The sequence below is a fragment of the Myroides odoratimimus genome, assembly GCF_004337635.1.
In the GTDB taxonomy this organism is placed as follows: Bacteria; Bacteroidota; Bacteroidia; order Flavobacteriales; family Flavobacteriaceae; genus Flavobacterium; species Flavobacterium odoratimimum.
The window spans coordinates 1224408-1247026 of record NZ_CP037427.1 but is presented as its reverse complement, the minus strand read 5'-3'; the positions used below and the strand labels follow the sequence as shown (position 1 = coordinate 1247026).

The following is a 22619-nucleotide window of genomic DNA, read 5'->3' as shown; positions in this document are numbered from 1 at the left end:
TTGTCGGTGTTTTTGTGTCTATTTCCCAAAGCTATAAAATAAATTTCACACTCCTTTATTAAAATTCAATCTAAATTATAAACACAAAAAAAGTTCAGCTGTAATATCACAACTGACCTCTATATATATTTTAAAAATATGTTTATTTTACATCTACTGCTTCGTGAATAGGTGTACCTATATTTCCATTAGGTGCTTCTATTTTTAAGATCTCTGCAATAGTTGGTGCTATATCAGTCATATGAGTCTCGCGGATAGTCTTACCTGGCTTAACTCCCCATCCCATAAATACAGCTGGTATATGAGCATCATAAGACCCCCAAGTTCCATGAGTTGTTCCTTTAGCATCTTTTCTTCCACTATACCATTGTGGTTCTAATATATACTGAATCACTCCACTTCTCTTGATATTATATCCATTAACTATACGCTCACGTATCTTAGCGGGAATAGCTGCTGTAGCTGCTTTATCCATATCAGTTACAAAAGCAATACCTTCTAGCTTCTTCATCTCTTTAACGATAAACTCACGGATATCATCTTCTTCTAAGTCTTTTTCTTGTAGCAAAGTATTGTTTAGGTGAACTTGGTAGTTCGTTAAGCTCTTGATGATTTCTTTCTCACCGAACTTTTTCTCTAACTTTTCGTTCAATACTTTCTTCGCTTCTGCAGTATTAAAGTAACCTGAGTTACCTTTTTGATCAGCAAAATACTTAGGATTATGAGCAGCTCCATGGTCTGCAGTTAAAAAGAAAGTATAGTTACCTTTTCCAACTTTCTTATCTAAATAAGTTAAGAACTCTGCTAAATCAGCATCAAGTCTTAAATATGTATCCTCTATTTCGATTGAATTAATAGCGAATTGGTGTCCTACATAATCCGTAGAAGATAAACTTACTGCTAAGAAATCTGTAACTCCAGCCGGATTAGCTCCTAATGATTCACTATCAATCGCAACTTTTGCAAAGTCTAGAGTTAATGAATTACCAAATGGCGTAGCTTTAATTAAATCATACCCATTGTCTTTCTTTAGTTTAACTAAATCACGAGGGAATACAGGCTTTGCTTCACCTTTATATGTTTCTTCATACTCATTGTCATCAGCAGTACTTAATACGTACGTATCTATAGGATACATAGTATTCCATCCTTTCTTAAAGTATTTGTCAGCTAACTTCTCTTTATTAAATGACTTCACCCATTTAGGTAAATCATTCATATAAAAAGTACTTGTTATCCAGTCACCTGATGCTCCATCTAACCAATAAGCAGCATTAGCGAAATGACCTGCAGGCAGTATACCTCCTCTATCTTTTATAGCGATACCTACTACTTTAGATTGAAAATTAGTAGCTAGTTTTAACTGATCTGTCACAGTAGATACTAATAAATTCTTAGGAGATTGTTTTCCTACTTTACCTACTCCTCCTACCGCTTCTACACCATCATCTTGAGTACAGTACATACTTTCCCCTGTTGCCTGAATGATAAAATCATTACCCGCTATTCCATGTACAGCAGGTACACTTCCTGTATAAATAGTACTGTGTCCTATAGCAGTATAAGTTGGGATATAATCTATAAGCGTGTTTTCACTTGAAAAACCTTCGTTTAATAAGCGTTTAAATCCATTATCTGAATAGCGATCGTAGTATTTATAAAGGTAATCCCATCTCATCTGGTCTACCACTACTCCTACTACTAACTTTGGTTTCGGTAATGTTTCACCTGCTAAGGCAGAAAGTGAAAACATACAGCCTACTGCTGCAAATAAGGTTGTTTTAAATTTCATTTATCTAAGATTAGTTTTGTTTAATAAGGTCTCTGTCTACAAAACTATTAAACTATGAGACTTCACAAACATTTAATAGACAAAAAACTTCAATATTAACATTTAAAGTTATTTCTCTCAAAAGTAAACTTACTTCTTAATTCCAAGATTAAGAGAGTGTTATTATTTTAAATTATTTAAAAAAAAGGCCATTCAAATTTATGAATGGCCTTTAAGCTAACTAATTCTTTAATATCTGTAAACTAAATGTTTGGGTTATAATCTGATTCTGCTTTAGGTATTCTCCATGTCCATTTATTATTCATTTCTGGAGTAAATTTTCTAGCAAAAGTAGGGCTAGCATTACCTCCTTTTGATCCTAATTTTTTTTCTATAGTTAAGTTCCAGCGTTTATAATCAAACCAATCGAATCCTTCTCCCCATAACTCTATTCCTCTATATTTAACTATCTCTTTAAAAAGATCATCTCCTACTTTGATGCAGCTATAATTAACATCTCTACCAGATTCCTTAGTAAGTGCTTCTAATACTTTTGCAGATTCACCATCTCTTCCTAAGAAATGTAATGCTTCTGCTTCAATTAAATACATTTCTGAAGAACGGAAATGATTTAAATGCATTACCCCTGGGTTTGTATTATTCTTAACTTTAACTTGCATATAAGCAGCTGTCTTTGCATCGCCTTGAATATCTGGATATTTTACTCTGATATCTTTATCTAATTGACTCTTTGCAACTGTTAAACCAGTATCTTCATTATATTCTTTTGTTGGATATCCTGCAGGATCAATAAACAATTCCTTTCTTATATCAGAAGTAGGAATTGTTTCGTAGAATTCCTTACTGATTCTACTTGGCGTATTTCTTACTGCTCCAGCGTTTGAATTATATGCCATATATGCTCCATAAGAATAATAATGTAATTGTTCATCTGCTGCTCCATAGCTACTCCATATCCATTCTGAAGTTGGATTTCCAAACCCAGCTTTATAAGCTGTTGTTGACATAAGAGGATAATCTTTTTTAGCTAATCCTGCTTCTCTCAAAGCTACAGCATAATCTTGTTTATTTAGCGCTGCTCTAGCATATATTGCATGAGCGACACTAGAGTCAACAAAATAATTCTTAGAAGCTTCTCTCTTATAACCACTCTCACCAAACAATTGAATTGCTAAATCCAAATCTTTATAGATCTGTACATAAACATCTTTTAGTAATGATAATGGTAACTCTTTAGGATCATTAGGAGATAATCTTAAAACGACAGATTTTGTCTCTCCATTATTAGAATCTAGCCAACGATTACCATATATCTGAATTAACATCGTATAAGCAAACGAACGATATGCTAAAGCTTGAGCTTTTAAATACTTCTTATCATTTATTGGCCCTTCTGCCCCGTCAACATTAGCAATAATATCATTAGCATTTGTAATTAACATATAATAGTAATGCCATGGATACGCATTTAAAGAACTATTTGTATTCTCAATATTCTCTAGGTTTGCAATAGAAGCAGATACATCTTTTCTAAAATTATTACCAGGATACTCACCAAAATATAACTTTATAGTTCCTTCTCCATTATAACCTTGGCCTATATGTTGAGCAGTCATAAGTTTAGCTAGTCCATTTATAGCCATAGCAACTGTTTCTGTGCTTTTAAAAACATTACTAGGAGATGTTTGATTAGTCGGTGTAGTATCTAAATAATCCGTACTACAAGCCCCTAAAGACAATATTGTAGATAAAACAATGCATTTTATATATTTTATTTTCATTTTCTTTAATTTTAATTATTAAAATCCTAGATTAACTCCAAATATGATTGTTCTAGCAGTCACCCAAGCATCCTGGCTTGTTCCATTAAATGATTGCTGAGGATTCATACCTTTTAGTTTTGTAAAAGTTGCTAAGTTTTCAACTCCTAAATTCAAACTCATTTGACTTATTCCTATTGTTGATAACATTGTTTTTGGCATCTCATAGTTTAAAGCTATATTTTTAACTACTAAATAATTCCCGTTTTGAATAAACCTATCAGACAACGCATTATTCTGTGATCCCGCAGTTCCAAACTGCACTAATGGGATTCCATTTGGGTCAATTCTATTAGCAGAAGTTTCTGTAATTCCTTCTGGCACACCATTCCAAGAATTTAAAACATCTTTATGTATAGCACTTGGTGTAGTATTCACAGACATTAAACTCATGTAAGAATAATCAACCATCTTTCCTCCTAATGCATAAGTAAATAATGCAGATAATGAAAAATTCTTATATGACAATGAGGTTGTAAAACTTCCTTCCATTTTTGGCAAAGCGTTTCCAGCAAATTCTCTTTTACCAAATGAAGTATTAGTTGTATATGTAACTCCATTAATAGTAACTAAGTTAACTGCATCAATCTTATCTTTACCAGGTGCAGAGCCATTAATATCATAGTTTTCAGTGTCTACTGTATAAAGAGCTCTTCCTGTCATTTGATCAACTCCTACAAACTGAGGTATCCAAAACTCATAAATACTTTTCCCTTCTTTACGCAAAAAAGGAGAAGAAGGAATACCCTCTTTTCTATTCTCTTCTGGCAATCTAACTAGTTTATTTTTTAACCAAGTTGCATTAACTCCAAAGTTCCACTTAAAATTTTCATTTCTAATTATATCTACATCAAAAGACATTTCCAAACCACTGTTTGAAATAGTACCAACATTACTTATAACACTTGACTTTATAGTACCTGCACTAGTTGAACCGTTTGATAAAGGCATATTTAAATCAAATAATAAATTTTGAGAACGTTTATCAAAATACTCAACTGTAAAATTGGCACGGTTAAATAACCGCCCATCAATACCTATATTAACCGATGACGAAGTTTCCCATTGTAAGTCATCATTTCCATTTTGGTTTTTATATAATCCTGGTGTCCCTCCATTTTTCACTAAAGCATATAATGCCTGATAAGCATAAATTCCAGCTCCTCCATCATTACCCACTTCACCATAAGAAGCTCTAATTTTTAAATAATCAATAGGTTTTACTTTAAAAAAATCCTCTGCGGTTACAACCCAGCTTCCTCCTACAGACCAGAAATTACCCCATCTATTATCCTTATGAAATTTAGACGAACCATCTCTACGGAATGAACCTTCAATAAAATACTTATTGTTATAATTATACTTTGCTCTAGATAAATACCCCTCAGTTCTATACTTAATAGTATAATCCGTCAAACTTGTAACATCACTAAAGTTAGCCCACTCAGGTATACCTGGAAATGTTTGTCCTGCTTTCAATCCATATAAATAACTATAATCGTTATTATAATTCTCATGTCCAACTAGTATGTCTACATTATGATTTCCAAAACTTCTATTCCAATTTAATAATTGCTGAGCAGAGTAAGTTTTATATCTATAAATATCACGTCTTGAACGCCCGCTATTTCCTTTCCCATCACCAATTATTGCATTATCATACTTTCTATCCTCAGAATTCCTAAGACTCAAATCTCCTTTCAATGTAAAAGTAAAATCTTCTAAGAATTTAAAATCGGCATAGAACTGTCCATTAACAGTATTACGAATAGATTCTATACTATTTAACTCATTTTCCCAGATTACATGGCGCCCTGCATATTGTTTACGGCTACTATCTCCTGAATCATAAATCTTTTGACCATTATCATCATAAATATAATTTCCAGTTTTTGTATCATGCAAATGCACAGGATAAATAGGAGCAATACTACGTGCATACATAAATGGATTTGTATATGACCCTGTATTATCAGTTGTTGCATTCAGTCCATTTGACATTTGATGTGAAGCGGCAAGATTCGCACCTACTTTAATAGCTTCATTCACTTTATAATCCGCATTCACTCTCCCTGTAAAACGTTTAAAATCACTTCCTTTAAAATATCCTTCATTATTTAAAAACCCTCCTGAAAAATATGCTCCTCCTTTATCATTAGCCACACGTCCACTCATATTAATATCTTGGTACATTCCGGTTCTTTCTATAGGTTTATACCAATCTAAATCAGATGCATAACCAGGTAAAATAGATGCGTTTGTTTTTAATTTACCATTCACATCGAATAATTGATCACTAGGCAAATTATAAATATTTGTAAGAAGTATATCACTAATTAATTTTTGATTAGCTAAAGCGCTTGCTTGCTCAATATTAGTATCTTTATTTATTAGATTATTTCTATAGCCTAACCACATAGTTTCCATAAAATCATTGGCTCCCATAGTTTCATACTCTTTTATACCTCGAGTAAATAACCCTTGCTTCATGCTGAATCCAAAGAAACCTTTTCCTTTAGATGCTTTCTTTGTAGTAATCATTACAACTCCATTTGATGCTCTATTACCATATAAAGTAGAAGCAGAAGCATCTTTCAGCACTGACATACTTTCGATGTCATTAGGATTAAGATCAGAAATATTTCCTCCAAAAGCTACGCCATCTACAACTAATAAAGGGCTATTAGATGTTAGTGAAGAAAAACCACGGATACGGATAGTTGGCTCAGATCCAGGCTGTCCAGATGTATTGTTTACTCTAATCCCAGGAGCTGCTCCTTCTAATGCAGCTAAAGCATTAGTACCAGGTCTTTTAGTAATCTCTGAGTTATCCACCACTGCAATAGCACCTGTTACAGATTCCTTGGTAGCGGTACCATAAGCTACTACTACAACATCATCTAACACCTGAGCATCTTCTTTTAATTTTATGTCATAATGTGTTTTTGATGTTAATCTAATTCTTTGTGTTTCATAGAACACATAAGATACTACTAATACATCGCCTTCGCCAGCATTAATTGTAAATATCCCATGATCATCTGCACTAGTTCCAAAGTCAGTTCCCTCTAGAACAATAGTTGCACCAATCAATGGTAAACCTTCAGTGTCTTTTACACTTCCAGTTATTGTCTTTTTTGCTTGTGCAAAAACTACACTTGTTAACACAAGCATAGAAAACGTTAAGTAAAGTTTTAATTTCATAAACATCTTTTTAAGATTATTTTAGCATTGTCAAAAATATAAAAAAACACATATAATATATATTAAATACAAATGATTAAAATAACAATAAATACAAACCATTAAACATATTTTTTATTAATTTATTTAACTTAAAACATATTGTTTTAAAGATTAAAAACACTTATTTTATATATATATTTTAACTAAAAACACTTATTTGTTAATTTTTAATTAATATTAACCTAATATATAAAAAGTACAATTCATTCTATACTTTACCATATTCTGTATACCTATTTTCATCCTTTTATCCCGTACCTTTACATAACATACTAAAATAAACAACATGACAAAACCATTTAAAGTTGTTGCTTTTGATGCGGATGATACCCTATGGGTGAATGAACCTTTCTTTAATGAAGCTGAGAAAGCATTCTGTATCTTAATGGAAGATTACCTAACACATCAAAGCATCTCACAGATACTATTCAAAACACAAATAGACAACCTACCTCTATACGGATATGGAATAAAAGGCTTTACCCTATCCATGGTAGAAGCGGCTAATATCATCTCAAAGGGGACTGTAAGTCCAAAAGTAATCAGTAGAGTCATTGCTATAGGAAAGGATTTATTAACCAAGCCTGTGGAGTTATTAGATGACGTAGAGCAAGTGCTAAAAGAACTTCAAGGAAAATATAAACTAGTAGTCGCAACCAAAGGGGACTTAAAAGACCAACACCGCAAACTACACAAGTCTAGTTTAGGGGCATACTTCCATCATATAGAAGTCATGACGGATAAAGAAGAAATAGACTATCAGAAGTTATTAGGTCGTTTAGATATCAAACCTGAAGAGTTTATTATGATTGGTAATTCTCTAAGATCTGATGTCCTCCCTGTATTAGAATTAGGTGGGCATGCAGTACACGTCCCTTTCCATACTACATGGTTACACGAGCATGTCGATCACGAAATAGTACATCCCAACTTTACTTCTATTAAAAAACTATCAGAGATAAAAGAGATTCTACTATAAATAAAAAGAGGCTAGTTGATCATCAACTAGCCTCTTACTTACACTTATAAACAATGTATTCTTTGATTAAAATCTATATCCGACGAATACATTAAAACTCTGATTATATATCTTCAGATCCTTCACACCAGGATTCTCTTCTAACCCAAATGTATTCGAGTTGTCGAAAATACTAGCAAATCCTCTACTGTAGTTAGCTCCTACTAAGAACCCACAGTTAAACTGGTACTCAGCCCCCACTACGATACCGTAGTCCATCTTCTGTAGATATTGTCCATCTTCTTGATCATCTTCTATACTACCGAAAATACCGTGATCCTTATATGTATTCCCCTCTTCATCTACTGCTGTAATAGAAGAATATAATAACATATTCACATAAGGACCAGCATATACCTGTAGCCCTCCTACTTTAAATACAGCACTGATTGGATTAAGGCGTAGACTGTGCATTTGCAATTTAGCATCTAGTGTTACCCCATCCTCAGTCTCTCTATCAAAGCGACCACCATACTGTTGGTAAAACAACTCGTGTTTCAGACCAAAATATTTTCCTAAACTATTATCCACACTTACTCCCACGAAGAAGTTATTGCGGTTACTCACTTTACCATCTATAGCTAAATACTCTAGATCATCTCCTTTAAGCGTAGACTGTATCCAACCTCCTTTTACACTAAAAGTAGTATTCCCTTTTAAATCGTGATTTACATCTTGTGCTATAGCTGTACCTGATACTGCTAACACAGAGCATACACTTAGTAATAAGTTTTTCATACCTCTCATTCTTAAAAATCAATATCCCAAATACCCACTGCGTTCTCTAACTCCACTAGAGCAGATGCGTAGCCAAATAGCGTCTCTGCATAAGCTTGTTGTGTTTCGTTATAAGTACGTTGTGCATCTAACACTTCTAATAAACTACTCGCCCCTCTTTGATAGCTATACTTGATCCCTTCGTATACTTGTTTAGCCTCTTCTAACATTCCTTTTTCAAACCTATTGATCTGCTTTTGTTTCGTTAGATAGTTACGATATGCTTGAGTGATCTCTTTCTCTAACTCTAGCTCTATAAAGTCATATTCTAAATGAGCTTGACGTTCCTCGTATAATGCAGTTTTTAATCCTGATTCTTTTCTATTAGAGAACTTCAGTGGAATAGAAAAACCTGCTTTCACCACCGTATTACCAGGTGTAGGAGCGATTGCATTCTTTACAAAAGAGTTGTTCTCTACCCCGAAGTTAAGGCCTAAATCTATTGCACGTTCTGCTTTAGCTAAAGAGACTTGCTTACTCGCTACCACCTTATTCTGTCTAGCGACAAGGAAGTCAGCTCTATTGTTCTGAGCAGTCACAATCAAATCATCTAAAGAGAATAATCTATCAAACTTGTTGAAGTCTCCCTGAGGCAAATAGATTGTATCGTTTCTCTGTTTACTGATCACGTTTCTAATCTCTATCAAGCTATTCTCCCAAGCGTCATCTGCATCTTGTAACTCATTATACATCCCTTTAGCTTCTAAATTACTTTGGATAGCATCTACTTTGCTGATCTGTCCTAATGTATAACGGATACTATCAGATTTAGCCACTTGCTTCATAGACTCATAAGAATCGCGTTGTATATCGAACAACATCTTATTCTGCAATGCTTCTAAATATAAGATAGTAGACTCTGCACGTAAAGTCTGGAAGAACTCTTGCAACTCTAATTCTGCTAATGTCTTCTGATCTGCAGCTAAATTCTTTCTTGCCTTGCGTTTACCACCTAATTCTAAATCCCATGACAACTCTGCCTCAAAGCCATATCCCATCTGCATACGCTTCTGTTGATTATCAAACCAACCAAAGCTCAGTTCAGGATCCGGGAACATCTTAGCTGCTTGTACCTCAGCTTCTGCAATATCGATATTATACTTTGCTGCAGCATATCCTAAGTTGTTCATTGACATCTTATGAAGATACTCCTTATATGTCAATGCTGTCTTATCACTTACATTCTCTGTATGAAGTTGTGCTACCACAACTTCATTACAGAACAATGCTAATAATCCTACTAGTATATATTTTCTAATAACATTCATACCTAATCCTAATTTTCGTCTGTTTCACTTTTTACGAAGTCGCTATCACTACCCCATTTGCGCTCTACCATATAATACAATGCAGGTAATACAAACAGTGTAAGAACAGTAGCGAATAATAGACCATAAACGATCACAGTTGCTAGAGGTCTCTGTACATCCGAACCGATACCTGTAGCTAACGAAGCAGGGAATAACCCCAATACCGCCACTGTAGCCGTCATTAATACAGGTCTGAAACGCTCTTCTGCACCTGTTAGTACTGCTTCTTTTAATGCTATACCTCTTCTGCGGAGATCATTGATATGGGAGATCATAATCACCCCATTCTGTATCGCAACCCCAAACAACGCAATAAATCCTACTGCTGAAGATACATTCAATGACATCCCTCTAATGTTCAAGGCTAACATCCCTCCAAATAAAGCTAACGGCACAACGATCATTAATAATCCAGCTTGTCTAAACTGTCCAAAAGCTCCGTATAGCAATACAAACATTAAACACAAGGTCAAAGGAACAATTACTGCCAGACGGCTATACGCTCTATTCTGATTCTCGAACTGTCCACCCCATTCGATGTGGAACTTCTCATGATCATACGTGATATTACTTTCTATCTTTTGTTGCGCTTCTTTTAATAGTGACGCTAAGTCTCTATTACGCACGTTTAGTTTTACAGTTAAGTGACGTCTATTCATCTCACGAGTGATCGTACTCTCTCCTGTACTCGTCTTAACATCTGCTACCTGAGACAGTGGAATCTTAGCACCTGTACTAGACGTCAACATTAAGTTAGCGATCTTCTCTGGTGTATTTCTACTCTCTTCAGTATATCTAGCACTAATATCATATACCTTATTTCCGATGAATATCTGTGATATAGCCTTACCACCTATAGCTACCTCGATAAGTTCTGCAACATCAGATACGTTTAATCCATATTGAGCTATCTTATCTCTATTCGCGTGAATCTGTAGCTGTGGTAATGGTGGCTCTTGATCTATCGCTAAATCTACCGCTCCATCTACTGTACGCAGCGTACCCAATACCTCATTCGCTATACGTCTAGTCTCGTGAAAATCTTCTCCATATACCTTCACTACTAATTCACTATGTGCTCCAGATATCTTATCCATTACCCCATCGATCATCGGCTGAGCGAACCCAACTGTAAATCCAGGTAATGACTCATACTCTGCTGCTAATTCTTCGATTAAGTCATCTTTAGTCTTACCACGAGGCCATTCTTTATAAGGCTTGATACCTATAGAACACTCGAAGTGAGAAGGAGTAAATGGATCTGTTCCATCATCATTACGACCTGACTGTACCATGATATACGTTACCTCATCATACTTCATAGTTCTAGCACGTAGTGTATCACTCATCTCTTTTGATTTCTCTAATGAAATACCTGGAGGTAAGGTTACTTGAAGCCAGATAGAACCTTCATCTAGTGGGGGTAAGAAGTCCTTACCTACCTTCATCGTAAGCCCTACCGTGATTGCTAATACCACTAATAGCGGTACGAATACTTGCTTTGGCTTATTGACAATCTTGATAATTCTATTGTGATATACATTCGTTAATTTCTCTAACCACTTATTGTGGTAGATCTTTCTTGGTTTTCTATACACCGCATACGCAAGACCTGGTATCAAAATCAAGGCTACTAATAACGCACCTATCAAGGCATATCCTACTGTAAACGCCATCGGTGTAAACAACTTCTTCTCTACACGTTCAAAAGCGAATAGTGGTAAGTATGCTGTGATAATAATGATTGTTGCGAAGAAGATAGGCTTAGCCACCTCTTTGGTACGCTGTGCTATAGACTTCTCTTTTAGTTCCTCATCAGGATTATCCTCCCTCTTCTTCAGTATGGACTCCATCATCACGATGGCACCATCCACTATAATACCGAAGTCTATTGCTCCTAACGAAAGTAAGTTAGCAGGTATATCTGTGAAATGCATCATGATAAATGCAAACAACAGAGATACAGGGATTGTAATCGCTACTAATAGCGCTCCTCTCCAACTTCCTAAGAATACAATCAACACAATCACTACTAAGCTAATTCCTTCGATTAGCGTAGTAGACACAGTATGTAATGTCGTATCTACTAAATCTGTACGATCTAAGAAAGTGTGTATTCTAACACCTTCTGGCAATAAACCATTGTTCAGTTCATCTACATATTGGTGTATCTTGTCTAATACTACAGATGGGTTTTCGTGTTTTAACAACAGTACAATACCCTCGATACTATCAGAATAATCTCTTTCTCTATCTGTAAAACCAAGAATACCTTTGCGCTCTACATTTCCATATTTTAAGCGACCTAAATCATTTAAGAATACAGGTATACCATCTTCTGCCTTAACAACGATTTTACCTAAATCCTCTAAATCTTTAATCAACCCGATACCTCTCACTACATACCCAAGGTCTCCTCTAGTTAGAACACTTCCTCCTGCATTAACGTTATTCTCTTCTATCGTCTCTGTCACATCGCTTAGCGATAGACCATATTGTTCTAATTTATGTGGATCTAATTCGATTTGAAACTGAGTAGTGATTCCGCCGAAGTTAGTTACCTCAGCTACACCAGGCACTTGATTAAGCTTAGGGATAATCACGAAGTTTTGTAAATCCGTTAATTCTCTAAGACTATACCCATCTCCCTCTATGATATATCTATATACCTCACCGATAGGCGATGTTAGCGGATCTAACTCAGGAGTAGCATCATAAGGCAACTCTACATCGTTTAATCGCTCTTGGATTCGTTGACGAGCGAAGTAGTCATCTACTCCATCAGCGAATACTATCGTGATCATAGACAGTCCGAATGTACTGTTACTACGCATCACATGCATTCCAGGCATACCATTAAGAGCACGCTCTATCGGAATGGTAATCTGTAATTCTATCTCTTCTGCTGCCAGCCCTGGCACTTGTGTTACTACCTGAGAAGTAGTATCTGCTATATCTGGATAAGCTTCTATTGATAATTGTTTCCAAGAATAATATCCAAATATACACAGCAAAGCAAACAACGCTGCTACAAGCCATCTTTTGTGAATAGCTGTATCTATTATACCTTTCTTCATTGTATTATTGTTTATTATTAAATAGCTTGTGGCAAGTAGATTCCTCCTTCACTTACTACCTCATCTTGTTTATCTAATCCTGATAGAATAACAGTCTTATCTCCAGACACTCCTCCGATCACGATGCTCTTCTTAGCATACTTATTCTCTCCTACCTTCACGAATACGAATGAGTTATCCTCTCCTTGTAATACTGCTCTAGAAGGCACTAAGATTACTGGTTCTGGTTGATCGATAAAACGAACACTCACATACATACCAGGTTTTAGAATTCTCTTCTCATTATCCACCTCTATCAGTACATCTATACTTCTAGTCTCCTCATCCACGATCTCGTTGATATGATAGATAGTACCCGATAGTGGAGCATCAGGATATGCTGCAAGTTCCACTTGTACTTTATTTAGTTTAGCTAAGTGATTGATATCTTTTTCCTTCACTTTACCTACTATCCATATTTTACCTAGTGAAGCGATCTTCACTACTGGGTCAGCCTCATCGTTAATGAATTGTCCTATCACTAGGTTGTTCTCTAAGACCTCTCCTGCTATAGGAGAACGCACTGTCAATGCCTGTCCTAGTACTAGTGAGCTAGCATCTACACTATATATCTTTAATGCTGCACGAGCGTTATCATAAGCCGCCTTAGCGATAGAGTATTCTGTCTCTGCCTCTTCGAACTCCTGTCTTACCCCAACACCGTTGTTCAGTAAGTCTTCTTGTCTTTTAAGGTTTAGAGCTGCTTGTTTAAACTCTTGTTTTGAATCAAAGTAATCCTTTTGAGCCTCAAAGTAGTCAGGTGAAGACACTTCAAATAAAGGAGTGTTCTCACTCACTTTTTGACCAAGTTTGATAAATGATTTGACTATTCTCCCTGAGAAAGGAGATGCTATTTCTGCATAATGGTTGGGAATAGCTTTCACTACCCCAGCAGTAACTAGATCGAAAGTAAAGTCCTCTTCTGATACCTTACTTGTTTTTATTCTGTCTTTTAGATTTGAAGTTTCAGTTAGAGTGATGATCTTATTTTCTACTGTAAACTGAGCACTATCTGCTGCCTGCTCTTTCTTTTCAGAACAATAGCTCAATAATATGCTAACTCCTAAAATACCTGCTAGTTTTAATGTTTTAGCCATTATGTTTATTTTTAATTAATACCTTATTTATTATTTCACTAAGTTTTTATCTTAAAAACACTTTAAAGTTACTTCATAATACGGAGATTCCATATTAAATAACGAAGCATTTTATGAATTTTTATTATCCTTCTGCTGACAGATCGCATCGAGAGCGTAATTTTTGCATTATTTTTTATATAATTTATGTTAAGTATAATCTACAATAACCGTGCTACTTTAAGTTAAAAAAATGAGCTGCTATACTAAAGTAAATCAATAGCCCTGAGATGTCTACAATCGTAGTGATAGCTGGGCTAGCTGCTACTGCAGGGTCACCGTTAAACCTGCGAACCAACATTGGTAACAATGCTCCTATTATCGTAGAGGTAATCACCTGTAGCGACAGGGCTAACGCGATCACTCCTCCTATAGATACTAGTGTATAACCTGTCGGAATCTCTGTTCCCCAGTTTAGAAACGCTACGATACCAAAAGCGACTAAACCTAGAAAACAAGATAACATCAGCGCTATCCTTAACTCCTTCCACAATACCTTTAGCCATGACTTTACTGTAATCTGCCCTAGCGCCAGTGATCTGATCACTACTGTCGCAGATTGACTTCCTGCATTACCTCCTGTAGAGGCAATCATCGGCATGTATAAGGCTAGAATCATCAGTTGCATTAATGTCGCTTCATAGCTGTAGATGATCATCCCAGCTCCTATCCCGATTACTGCTAGTGTCACAAGCCAAAACACTCTCTTCTTAAAATGGTTGAATATACTCGTCTGATTATAATCAGACTCCTCATTCGTACCGATGATTCCCATGAAGCGTTCCATATCTTCTGTATGTTCTGCTTGTATCACATCTAGTGCCTCATCATGTGTCACTATTCCTACTAGCTGTTTCTTATCGTTTAGTATCGGCAAGGCTACTAGCTGATACTTATCTATTTTCTTTGCTACCGACTCACTGCTATCACTTAAAAAACCAAATACAAACTCTGTATGTAATTCGTCCTTAACTAATACATCAGGCTCAGCTATGATTAAATCTTTTAAAGTAATAAAACCTACTAAAGTCTTATCCTCATTCACTACATATACATAGTATATCGTCTTTTTAGAAGGAGAGTCTTTGCGCACTTGTTGTATCGCTTCGAAGCACGTCATATCTTTAGACACTGTAGCGAAATCTGTAATCATAATACCACCTGCTGTATGCGCAGGATACGAACTAAGTGCTAGTACATTCTCACGTATATTCTTCGTCAGATAAGGCAGTAAGTCTACCTGCTCCTGCTGTGTCATCAGCTGAAACAAATCTGCTCTAGCATCTGATGGCATCTCTTCGAATATCCTAGCGAATAGCTTCTTACTCACTCTCTGAAAGAATCCTAACTGCTTCACCAATGGAAATTCTGCAAAAATCTCCCCTTGCTCTGCTATTGTAAACTCATTAAACACAAGAACCAAATCATCATTAGCCACTCTGCTCAGTAGCTCGCTGATGTCGATAATAGGCATCTTCTTGATCACAGGCAGCATCATCGTTATCTTCTCCATACTGTTCATATCAGTTGCTATCTTCTGTAGATTTTTTAAATCTCTGTTATGCATTCTCATAATACCTCAGTTTTTAATAGATTAATACGCTGTCAATTCCCATGTCACTTCTGATACTCCATATTCTAAAGAAACTTTACTAGTAATCTGCTCTAGAATATCATCTTTCTTACCGATGCATAGTATCTCAAACTTCAGATACGAAAAAGCAGGATTGCCATTATCTGTACTTTTTAACGAACGCAACTGAAGGTCTTTCTGAGCGCGCAGATTCTCTAAGACCATTACTCTGATGTGATTCTCTACTTGTTCTTTACATCCTACGATAATCTCGTAATGAACCTCAGCTGAGTCTGTCTCACTCTCAAAAGAGAGTTTATTAATCATATTACCAATAGGTCTAAGCGAAATATGTGCTAATAAAATCAATACTGTCATCGCTATCGCTTCCATCCATAAGCCTACTGCACACATAGACCCTACTGAAGCCGAACACCAGATCGTAGCAGCAGTATTTAGTCCACGGATACTGAATCCGTCTTTCATAATCACTCCAGCTCCCAAGAATCCGATACCACTCACTACATAAGAGGCTACTCTACCCACAGCCATATCTCCGATGGTATATGCCATCAACACAAAGCCTGCTGCACCGATACTCACTAACGTATTGGTTCTTAGACCTGCACTTTTTTGTCTCACTTGTCTCTCTGCCCCGATAAGAGCTCCTAAAATAAAAGCAAGAGCTAATCTTCCTATAAATACTGTAATTAACATGATAACTATTTTTTTTGCTCTTTCTGAGCTACATTGTTATCATGCATATTCAGAAAGAAGGTTTAACATTCCCGTTTCACTAATGTGGATTCTGTTTCCATCTCTTATTTTTTTTTGACTTGGCAAAAGTAGGTATTACCCTTCCTAGAGGCTATTAGAAAGCTTTTAGAAAAAAATTAGAATCCTATTAGAATACCCACATCTAGTATCCCAAAAACAATAAAATCATCACTCCCTTTGATACTCTCGCTTTGACCAGTCCTAAATTGACTGATCGCATAGTGGTCGCATAGTGATGGGATAGTGGTCGCATAATTTTAGCCTATTTTAATGCAATCACTATGGTATCACTAGCCGACCACATGCCGATCCCCCTACCCAAAAAGAGCGGAAAAAATATTTATCAAGAATAGAATACCTTCTAATTACTAATAAAAATGGAAAACAACACCACAAAAAAAAGCACCCCTACTAGGAGTGCTTTCTACTATTATTTGGTTATACTATAAGGTTATAGTAAACTCTGTACCTTTATTTATCTCTGAAGTGACTGTAATAGTACCTTTATGTAAGTCAATAACTTTCTTGGTCAAGGAGAGTCCGATACCATTTCCGTCTAAGTGCTTTCCGTTCTCACCTCTAAAGAATGGCTTAAAGATCCCATCTAGATCCTCTGCACTCATCCCTAACCCTTCATCTGCTATCTTGATCACTACTGCATTATTCAGATTAGAAATACTCACCTTACCGTGATGATTATCAGAGTACTTACACGCATTCTCTAGTAAGTTAATAATAGCTACTTCGAGTAAGTAAGGGTTTGCTCGTACCGTCACTAACTCTTCGCTGTCTATCTCTTCATCTATCATAAAGCTGAAGGTATATCCAGCATTACCCCTCTGTATCTTCTGGCAGGCATCTAGTATTACTTCATCTATTCTAGTAGGCTTGAATACAATCTCGGTAGGATCATAACTCGCCTTCGCAAAGTCTAGTAAACTATTTGATAATCGCACCAATTTCTTCGCATCTGATAAGGCGTTCTCTATCGTTCTGATATAGCTAGCGGTGTCTTGTTCTTTAGACAGTGATAATTCTAACTCTGCTATCACTGCTGCTAGTGGAGTGCGTAGCTCATGTGAGATATTCGACACGAACTGCTTCTGCGAATCAAAAGACTGTTCTAGTCGGTCTAGCATCGTATTAAATGTATTCCCTAATCGACTCAGCTCATCCTGATTAGCCTTAGTACTCACACGCAAATCTAGATTAGTAGCAGTGATATTATTAATCTCTTCGTTCATTAGCTTCAATGGACGTAGGACACGCTCTGCAAAGAAACTTCCCACAAAGAAAATAACAATCAAGGACACAATACTCAACACTAGTATCGTCAGAAAAAGATTGTGCAACTTCGTATATCCGTACTGATCTAGAGCGATGGCAGTGATTACATAGTCCTTACCTCCACTGTTATACACTATACCGATCACCTGCCAGTCATCTTGGAATAGGTGTACACGCCCTTGTGAAGCGATCTGATCGATCATCTCTTTAGTCTCCTTGACACTATCGATCTCTTCTGCATCGTGATATAATAGATTAAAGTCAAAATCATATACAGCTACCTGCACCTCATTGATGACTTCATTATTATATCTGTATATCTTATGTAGTGTAGATGACTTTACCTCTGTCTCTAGATATAGCTTAGCCTTAGTGATAGCTTCCTTCTCTAACTCTTCAAAGAACTCCACTTCCCTATTCTTAGACGAAGACCAATACACTACTACAGCAAATACTAATAATATAGATGCCACTAGTAAGGTAAACAATAAGGTAAGTCTAGTCTTAATTCTCATTACTCTTTAGTATAAATCCCATACCAGATTTGGTATGAATCACTTTCTTAGAAGGGTCTATTTCTATCTTTTTGCGCAGATAGTTGATGTATACATCGATAAAATTAGTACCTGTATCGAAATGTGTATCCCATACTTTCTCAGAAATCTCTGTTCTAGATAGTACACGTTCAGGATTTTCCATCATATACTGAAGTAGGTTAAACTCTTTAGGAGTCAGATGTATCTCTTGTCCGTTTCTCTTAAATACCTTTTCGTTTAGGTCTAATTCTAAATCTGCATATTTTAAAAGATGAGCGTCAGTAGACTGTATATGTTCGAAGCGCTTAAGCAATGCACGTATACGTACATAAAGTTCTCTTAGCTCAAATGGTTTGACTAAATAATCATCTGCCCCTGCATCGAATCCCTCTACCTTATCATCTGTAGTACCAAGTGCTGTAAGCATAATGATAGGGATATGAGGTAAGGTAGCCTTAATGTCCTTACACAGATCTATACCATTTATTTTAGGTAAGATTACGTCTGTTATGATTAGAGCATACGGTTTCTGAAAGGCAAGTTTTTTCCCTAAGTATCCGTCATAAGCTACATCTACTTCAAAGTTTTGTTCCTCTAGACTGCGCTGAAGTAATTCTGCTACGCGAATATCATCTTCGATAACTAATATTTTATCCACTGTATTACTACTTAAATTATCCTGTAGCAAGGTAAGGCTTTTTTAAAAAATGAGATGTAAGACTTTAACTATAAAGTTAAATAACACTGTACTAAATAGTTATTCAATTCCTTTCTAAGAGCTATCTACAAAGGATTAATACCAAAAAAAGTCGCTCAAAATTCTTGTGAATATTGAGCGACAACAGAAATAATAAAACTTTACTTACTGCCTAGAAAAACTAATTCTGAAACAGCAATTTCGGTAACATAGCGCTGATTACCATCTTTATCTTCAAAGCTACGATTAACTAACTTACCTTCGACAGCAATTTCTTTTCCTTTATTAACAAACTTTTCAACAATGTCAGCTAGCTTCCCCCAGACAGTAATATTATGCCAATTACAAGATTCTACTCGTTCTCCTGCATCGTTATAATACACATCATTTATCGCAAGAGAGAAGGTAGCACGCTTTTTATTTGATTCATACATTTTCACTTCTGGATCTTGTCCAACCCTGCCAATTAATTGCACTTTGTTTTTTATTGAACTCATAACTGTTTTTTTTAATAGTTAATATTTTATTACATATAGCTTTATTCAATAAAAACAATATCAAAAATAGCCCCGTTTTTTAACACTTATTTGAATATTTAACCAAACTTCTCATTTACTTTGTTTTCTTTTATTCGTAAATTGCAAACAAAAAAATTCATTATGGAAACTACTATCAATAAAGTAGAATTAAGAAATTTATTAATTGACGATTATTTAGAGCTAAAAAAATCAATGCTCGAATCATACCAAGGGCTAGAAGATTCGTACTGGAACAAAGATGAAATCGAACAATTATTAGAAGTCTTTCCAGAAGGACAACTTGTCGTTTTAGTAGATGGTGTTGTAGTAGGGTCAGCTTTGTCACTTATTATTGATGAAAAACAGGCAATGTCTGCACATACCTATGAGCAGATTACAGGATATTCTACTTTTAGCACACATAATCCGGAAGGAAATGTACTATACGGTATAGACGTATTCATCCATCCTAAGTATAGAGGACTTAGATTAGGAAGAAGGTTATATGATGCACGTAAAGAAATGTGTGAACAATTAAACCTAAAATCTATCGTATTCGCAGGGCGTATCCCTAAATATTCTAAATATGCAGATGAGCTAACGCCTAAGCAATATCTAGAAAAAGTAAAAACAAAAGAAATACACGATCCAGTGATGTCATTCCAAATGGCTAACGACTTCCACATGGTACGCCTAATGCGCAATTACCTAGAGGGAGACACGAGCTCTAAGGAATATGCAGTGCTTCTAGAGTGGAATAATATCTACTATGAGAAAGATGTACAGCTGATCAATGCTAAAAAAAGTGTGATCAGACTAGGTCTGATACAGTGGCAAATGAGACCGCTAAACGATCTACAAGAGTTCTTCGATCAGGCAGAATTCTTTATCAATGCAGTATCTGACTATGAGAGTGACTTCGCTATGTTCCCAGAGCTGTTCACAGCGCCACTTATGGCTGACTATAACCACTTATCTGAGGCAGATGCAATACGTGAATTAGCGAGATATACTGACTCTATACGCAAAAAGTTTCAGGAGTTTGCTATCTCGTATAATATCAATATCATCACGGGAAGTATGCCGTACCTAGTAGATGGTATCTTATATAACGTAGGATTCTTATGTAAGCGAGATGGTACATATGAGATGTATTCTAAGATTCATATCACTCCTAACGAAGTACACTACTGGGGTATGAGAGGAGGGTCTAAGATACAGACCTTCGATACAGACTGTGGTAAGATTGGTATCATGATATGTTATGATGTGGAGTTCCCAGAATTGTCTAGATTACTAGCAGATCAAGGGATGGATATCTTATTCGTTCCATTCCTTACAGATACGCAGAATGGATATACTCGTGTGAGAAACTGTGCTGCTGCTAGAGCGATCGAGAATGAGTGTTATGTAGCGATAGCTGGATGTGTGGGTAACCTACCGAAGGTGAATAATATGGATATTCAGTTCGCTCAGGCAGCTGTACTTACTCCTTCTGACTTTGCCTTCCCAACAAATGGAGTAAAAGCAGAAGCAACACCTAATACAGAAATGACACTTATCGTAGATGTGGATGTAGACTTACTAAAAGAACTACACGAGCACGGTAGTGTACGTATCAAAAAAGATAGACGTACGGATCTATATCAAACCAGAGCTCTGAAATAATACAATCCAATATATACTAACTAAGGGATGATCTGAATGGTCATCCCTTTTTTATTGTACAAAAAACTAATAATCAAACCACTAAAAAAGTATAAATACTAACTAAAAAATCATCTTTTAGATAAATAATCAGAACAATATATTTATTTTTATCTCAATTATGACAGAGAATATAGGGTATCTAAATGAAGAAGACATCATACTAAAACTAACTGTGGCAAGAATATTGTTATCCCAATAAAAAAAGACTTATATGAATCAGTACATTAAAGCCTTGTTACTGCTAACCCCACTAATCTTCTCATCATGTATCAAGGATGAGGAACTAGATACGAATGCAGACATTCTAGAGGCATATATTCCTTCTGAGTATCTAAAGACAGATCCTATTATCACGAATACGTCTGTAGAGTTTAGAGTAAAAGCGAATGTTGATTTAGAAAAACAAACGCCATTCTTTATCATTTCGCCTAATGCTACTATGGATCCACCTAATGGCACAACAAGGGATTTCAGAAATAGTCAGGAAGTCATCATAACTGCACAAGATCAAAGTTGGAAAAAGAAGTATATCGTTAGCTTCACAAGTGATGAGCTAAGTACATTATACACCTTTAACAATGCAGAACTTACAAATAAAAACAGATACTATAGATTCTACGAAATAGGCTCTAATGGAGATAAAATATACGACTGGGATAGCGGTAATGAGGGATACTCTACTGTAGCAGGAAACACGCCACCAGAAGGATACCCTACTACGATAGCACCTGGTAGAAGAGGTGGTCTGTCTGTAAAGATGCAGACGGTCTATACTTCTAAAACAGGACAGATAGCTGGTAACCCTATAGCTGCAGGTAACTTATTCCTTGGAACCTTTAAGCTCAATCCTCTATTTCCTATTAAGTCTACCAAGTTTGGGCTGCCCTACACAGGTGAGCTACCTACTAGTCTAAGAGGTTCGTTTAAATACACTGCTGGTAAGATCGTGACAGATAGTAATTATAACGAGATACCAGGTGCTAAAGACACTTTTGATATCTATGCAATCTTATTTGAGACACAAAAGAAAAACAACTTCCTAGCAGGTGACCACGCTTTTAAAGACCCTAGAAATGTAGCTATCGCTAGAATAGAAGCTAAAGATAGAATAGAGACGAACTTGTGGATGGAGTTTAATGTTCCGTTTGTGCTAGTACCTGGTAAAACCTATGATCCACAAAAAGATTATATACTTGCTATCGTGATGACTTCTAGTATAGATGGAGCGGACTTTAAGGGCGCAGTAGGCAGTACACTGCTAGTAGACGAGATAGAGTTAGTTTATGAAAAAGATAATAAGGAATAA

The 22619-nt window shown here is 35.9% G+C and carries 15 protein-coding genes; 3 read left to right on the top strand and 12 right to left on the bottom strand.

Features of this window, described 5'->3' with window-relative positions; all coding sequences use genetic code 11:
• Positions 1-142 precede the first annotated feature (142 nt).
• From pafA to E0Z07_RS05745, 3 genes are all read right to left on the bottom strand, one after another.
• Entirely contained in the window at positions 143-1792 is a 1650-nt protein-coding gene (pafA, locus tag E0Z07_RS05755; protein ID WP_131540444.1) for an alkaline phosphatase PafA, read from the bottom strand.
• A gap of 242 nt (positions 1793-2034) precedes the next feature.
• Positions 2035-3573: a RagB/SusD family nutrient uptake outer membrane protein gene (locus tag E0Z07_RS05750; protein WP_131540443.1), complete on the bottom strand. Its 1539-nt coding sequence runs from the start codon at positions 3571-3573 to the stop codon at positions 2035-2037.
• An 18-nt stretch (positions 3574-3591) separates the two neighbouring features.
• Positions 3592-6816 (bottom strand): SusC/RagA family TonB-linked outer membrane protein, encoded by a 3225-nt coding sequence (locus tag E0Z07_RS05745; RefSeq protein WP_131540442.1) that lies wholly within the window; start codon positions 6814-6816, stop codon positions 3592-3594.
• 328 nt (positions 6817-7144) lie between these two features.
• On the opposite strand from E0Z07_RS05745, the gene E0Z07_RS05740 reads away from it, so the two are divergent.
• Entirely contained in the window at positions 7145-7837 is a 693-nt protein-coding gene (locus tag E0Z07_RS05740) for an HAD family hydrolase (protein WP_131540441.1), read from the top strand.
• Between the two features lie 66 nt (positions 7838-7903).
• On the opposite strand, the gene E0Z07_RS05735 is transcribed toward E0Z07_RS05740, so the two are convergent.
• The 9 genes from E0Z07_RS05735 to E0Z07_RS05695 all read right to left on the bottom strand — a co-directional run bounded on the left by E0Z07_RS05735 (position 7904) and on the right by E0Z07_RS05695 (position 19582).
• Positions 7904-8614, bottom strand: a complete 711-nt coding sequence (locus E0Z07_RS05735; RefSeq protein ID WP_006262525.1) for an outer membrane beta-barrel protein — start codon at positions 8612-8614, stop codon at positions 7904-7906.
• An 11-nt stretch (positions 8615-8625) separates the two neighbouring features.
• On the bottom strand, positions 8626-9921 hold the full coding sequence (locus tag E0Z07_RS05730; protein WP_073143934.1) for a TolC family protein: 1296 nt from the start codon (positions 9919-9921) through the stop codon (positions 8626-8628).
• Between the two features lie 8 nt (positions 9922-9929).
• Complete coding sequence (locus E0Z07_RS05725) at positions 9930-13040, bottom strand: efflux RND transporter permease subunit (RefSeq protein WP_131540440.1); 3111 nt, start codon at positions 13038-13040, stop codon at positions 9930-9932.
• Positions 13041-13057: 17 nt separating this feature from the next.
• The gene (locus E0Z07_RS05720; RefSeq protein ID WP_006257808.1) at positions 13058-14176 is read right to left on the bottom strand and encodes an efflux RND transporter periplasmic adaptor subunit; all 1119 of its coding nucleotides are present in this window, start codon (positions 14174-14176) and stop codon (positions 13058-13060) included.
• 214 nt (positions 14177-14390) lie between these two features.
• On the bottom strand, positions 14391-15788 hold the full coding sequence (gene mgtE, locus E0Z07_RS05715; RefSeq protein WP_131540439.1) for a magnesium transporter: 1398 nt from the start codon (positions 15786-15788) through the stop codon (positions 14391-14393).
• Between the two features lie 21 nt (positions 15789-15809).
• Positions 15810-16505, bottom strand: a complete 696-nt coding sequence (locus E0Z07_RS05710; RefSeq protein ID WP_006257810.1) for an MgtC/SapB family protein — start codon at positions 16503-16505, stop codon at positions 15810-15812.
• A 503-nt stretch (positions 16506-17008) separates the two neighbouring features.
• Positions 17009-18367 carry a HAMP domain-containing sensor histidine kinase gene (locus E0Z07_RS05705; protein ID WP_131540438.1) on the bottom strand — a complete coding sequence of 453 codons (1359 nt, stop codon included), beginning with the start codon at positions 18365-18367 and terminating at the stop codon, positions 17009-17011.
• Positions 18357-19076 carry a response regulator transcription factor gene (locus tag E0Z07_RS05700; RefSeq protein ID WP_131540437.1) on the bottom strand — a complete coding sequence of 240 codons (720 nt, stop codon included), beginning with the start codon at positions 19074-19076 and terminating at the stop codon, positions 18357-18359. Before E0Z07_RS05700 ends, E0Z07_RS05705 begins: the two co-directional genes overlap by 11 nt.
• A 170-nt stretch (positions 19077-19246) precedes the next feature.
• Positions 19247-19582, bottom strand: coding sequence for a single-stranded DNA-binding protein (locus E0Z07_RS05695; protein WP_006262518.1), 336 nt, complete (start codon positions 19580-19582; stop codon positions 19247-19249).
• A gap of 162 nt (positions 19583-19744) precedes the next feature.
• On the opposite strand from E0Z07_RS05695, the gene E0Z07_RS05690 reads away from it, so the two are divergent.
• Positions 19745-21271, top strand: coding sequence for a bifunctional GNAT family N-acetyltransferase/carbon-nitrogen hydrolase family protein (locus tag E0Z07_RS05690; protein ID WP_006257814.1), 1527 nt, complete (start codon positions 19745-19747; stop codon positions 21269-21271).
• Positions 21272-21524: 253 nt separating this feature from the next.
• Positions 21525-22619, top strand: coding sequence for a PCMD domain-containing protein (locus E0Z07_RS05685; protein WP_131540436.1), 1095 nt, complete (start codon positions 21525-21527; stop codon positions 22617-22619).

Coding starts and splice junctions, on each gene's coding strand:
- pafA (WP_131540444.1), bottom strand. CDS start 1,792: ATGAAATTTAAAACAACCTTATTTGCAGCAGTAGGCTGTATGTTTTCA.
- E0Z07_RS05750 (WP_131540443.1), bottom strand. CDS start 3,573: ATGAAAATAAAATATATAAAATGCATTGTTTTATCTACAATATTGTCT.
- E0Z07_RS05745 (WP_131540442.1), bottom strand. CDS start 6,816: ATGAAATTAAAACTTTACTTAACGTTTTCTATGCTTGTGTTAACAAGT.
- E0Z07_RS05740 (WP_131540441.1), top strand. CDS start 7,145: ATGACAAAACCATTTAAAGTTGTTGCTTTTGATGCGGATGATACCCTA.
- E0Z07_RS05735 (WP_006262525.1), bottom strand. CDS start 8,614: ATGAAAAACTTATTACTAAGTGTATGCTCTGTGTTAGCAGTATCAGGT.
- E0Z07_RS05730 (WP_073143934.1), bottom strand. CDS start 9,921: ATGAATGTTATTAGAAAATATATACTAGTAGGATTATTAGCATTGTTC.
- E0Z07_RS05725 (WP_131540440.1), bottom strand. CDS start 13,040: ATGAAGAAAGGTATAATAGATACAGCTATTCACAAAAGATGGCTTGTA.
- E0Z07_RS05720 (WP_006257808.1), bottom strand. CDS start 14,176: ATGGCTAAAACATTAAAACTAGCAGGTATTTTAGGAGTTAGCATATTA.
- mgtE (WP_131540439.1), bottom strand. CDS start 15,788: ATGAGAATGCATAACAGAGATTTAAAAAATCTACAGAAGATAGCAACT.
- E0Z07_RS05710 (WP_006257810.1), bottom strand. CDS start 16,505: ATGTTAATTACAGTATTTATAGGAAGATTAGCTCTTGCTTTTATTTTA.
- E0Z07_RS05705 (WP_131540438.1), bottom strand. CDS start 18,367: ATGAGAATTAAGACTAGACTTACCTTATTGTTTACCTTACTAGTGGCA.
- E0Z07_RS05695 (WP_006262518.1), bottom strand. CDS start 19,582: ATGAGTTCAATAAAAAACAAAGTGCAATTAATTGGCAGGGTTGGACAA.
- E0Z07_RS05690 (WP_006257814.1), top strand. CDS start 19,745: ATGGAAACTACTATCAATAAAGTAGAATTAAGAAATTTATTAATTGAC.
- E0Z07_RS05685 (WP_131540436.1), top strand. CDS start 21,525: ATGAATCAGTACATTAAAGCCTTGTTACTGCTAACCCCACTAATCTTC.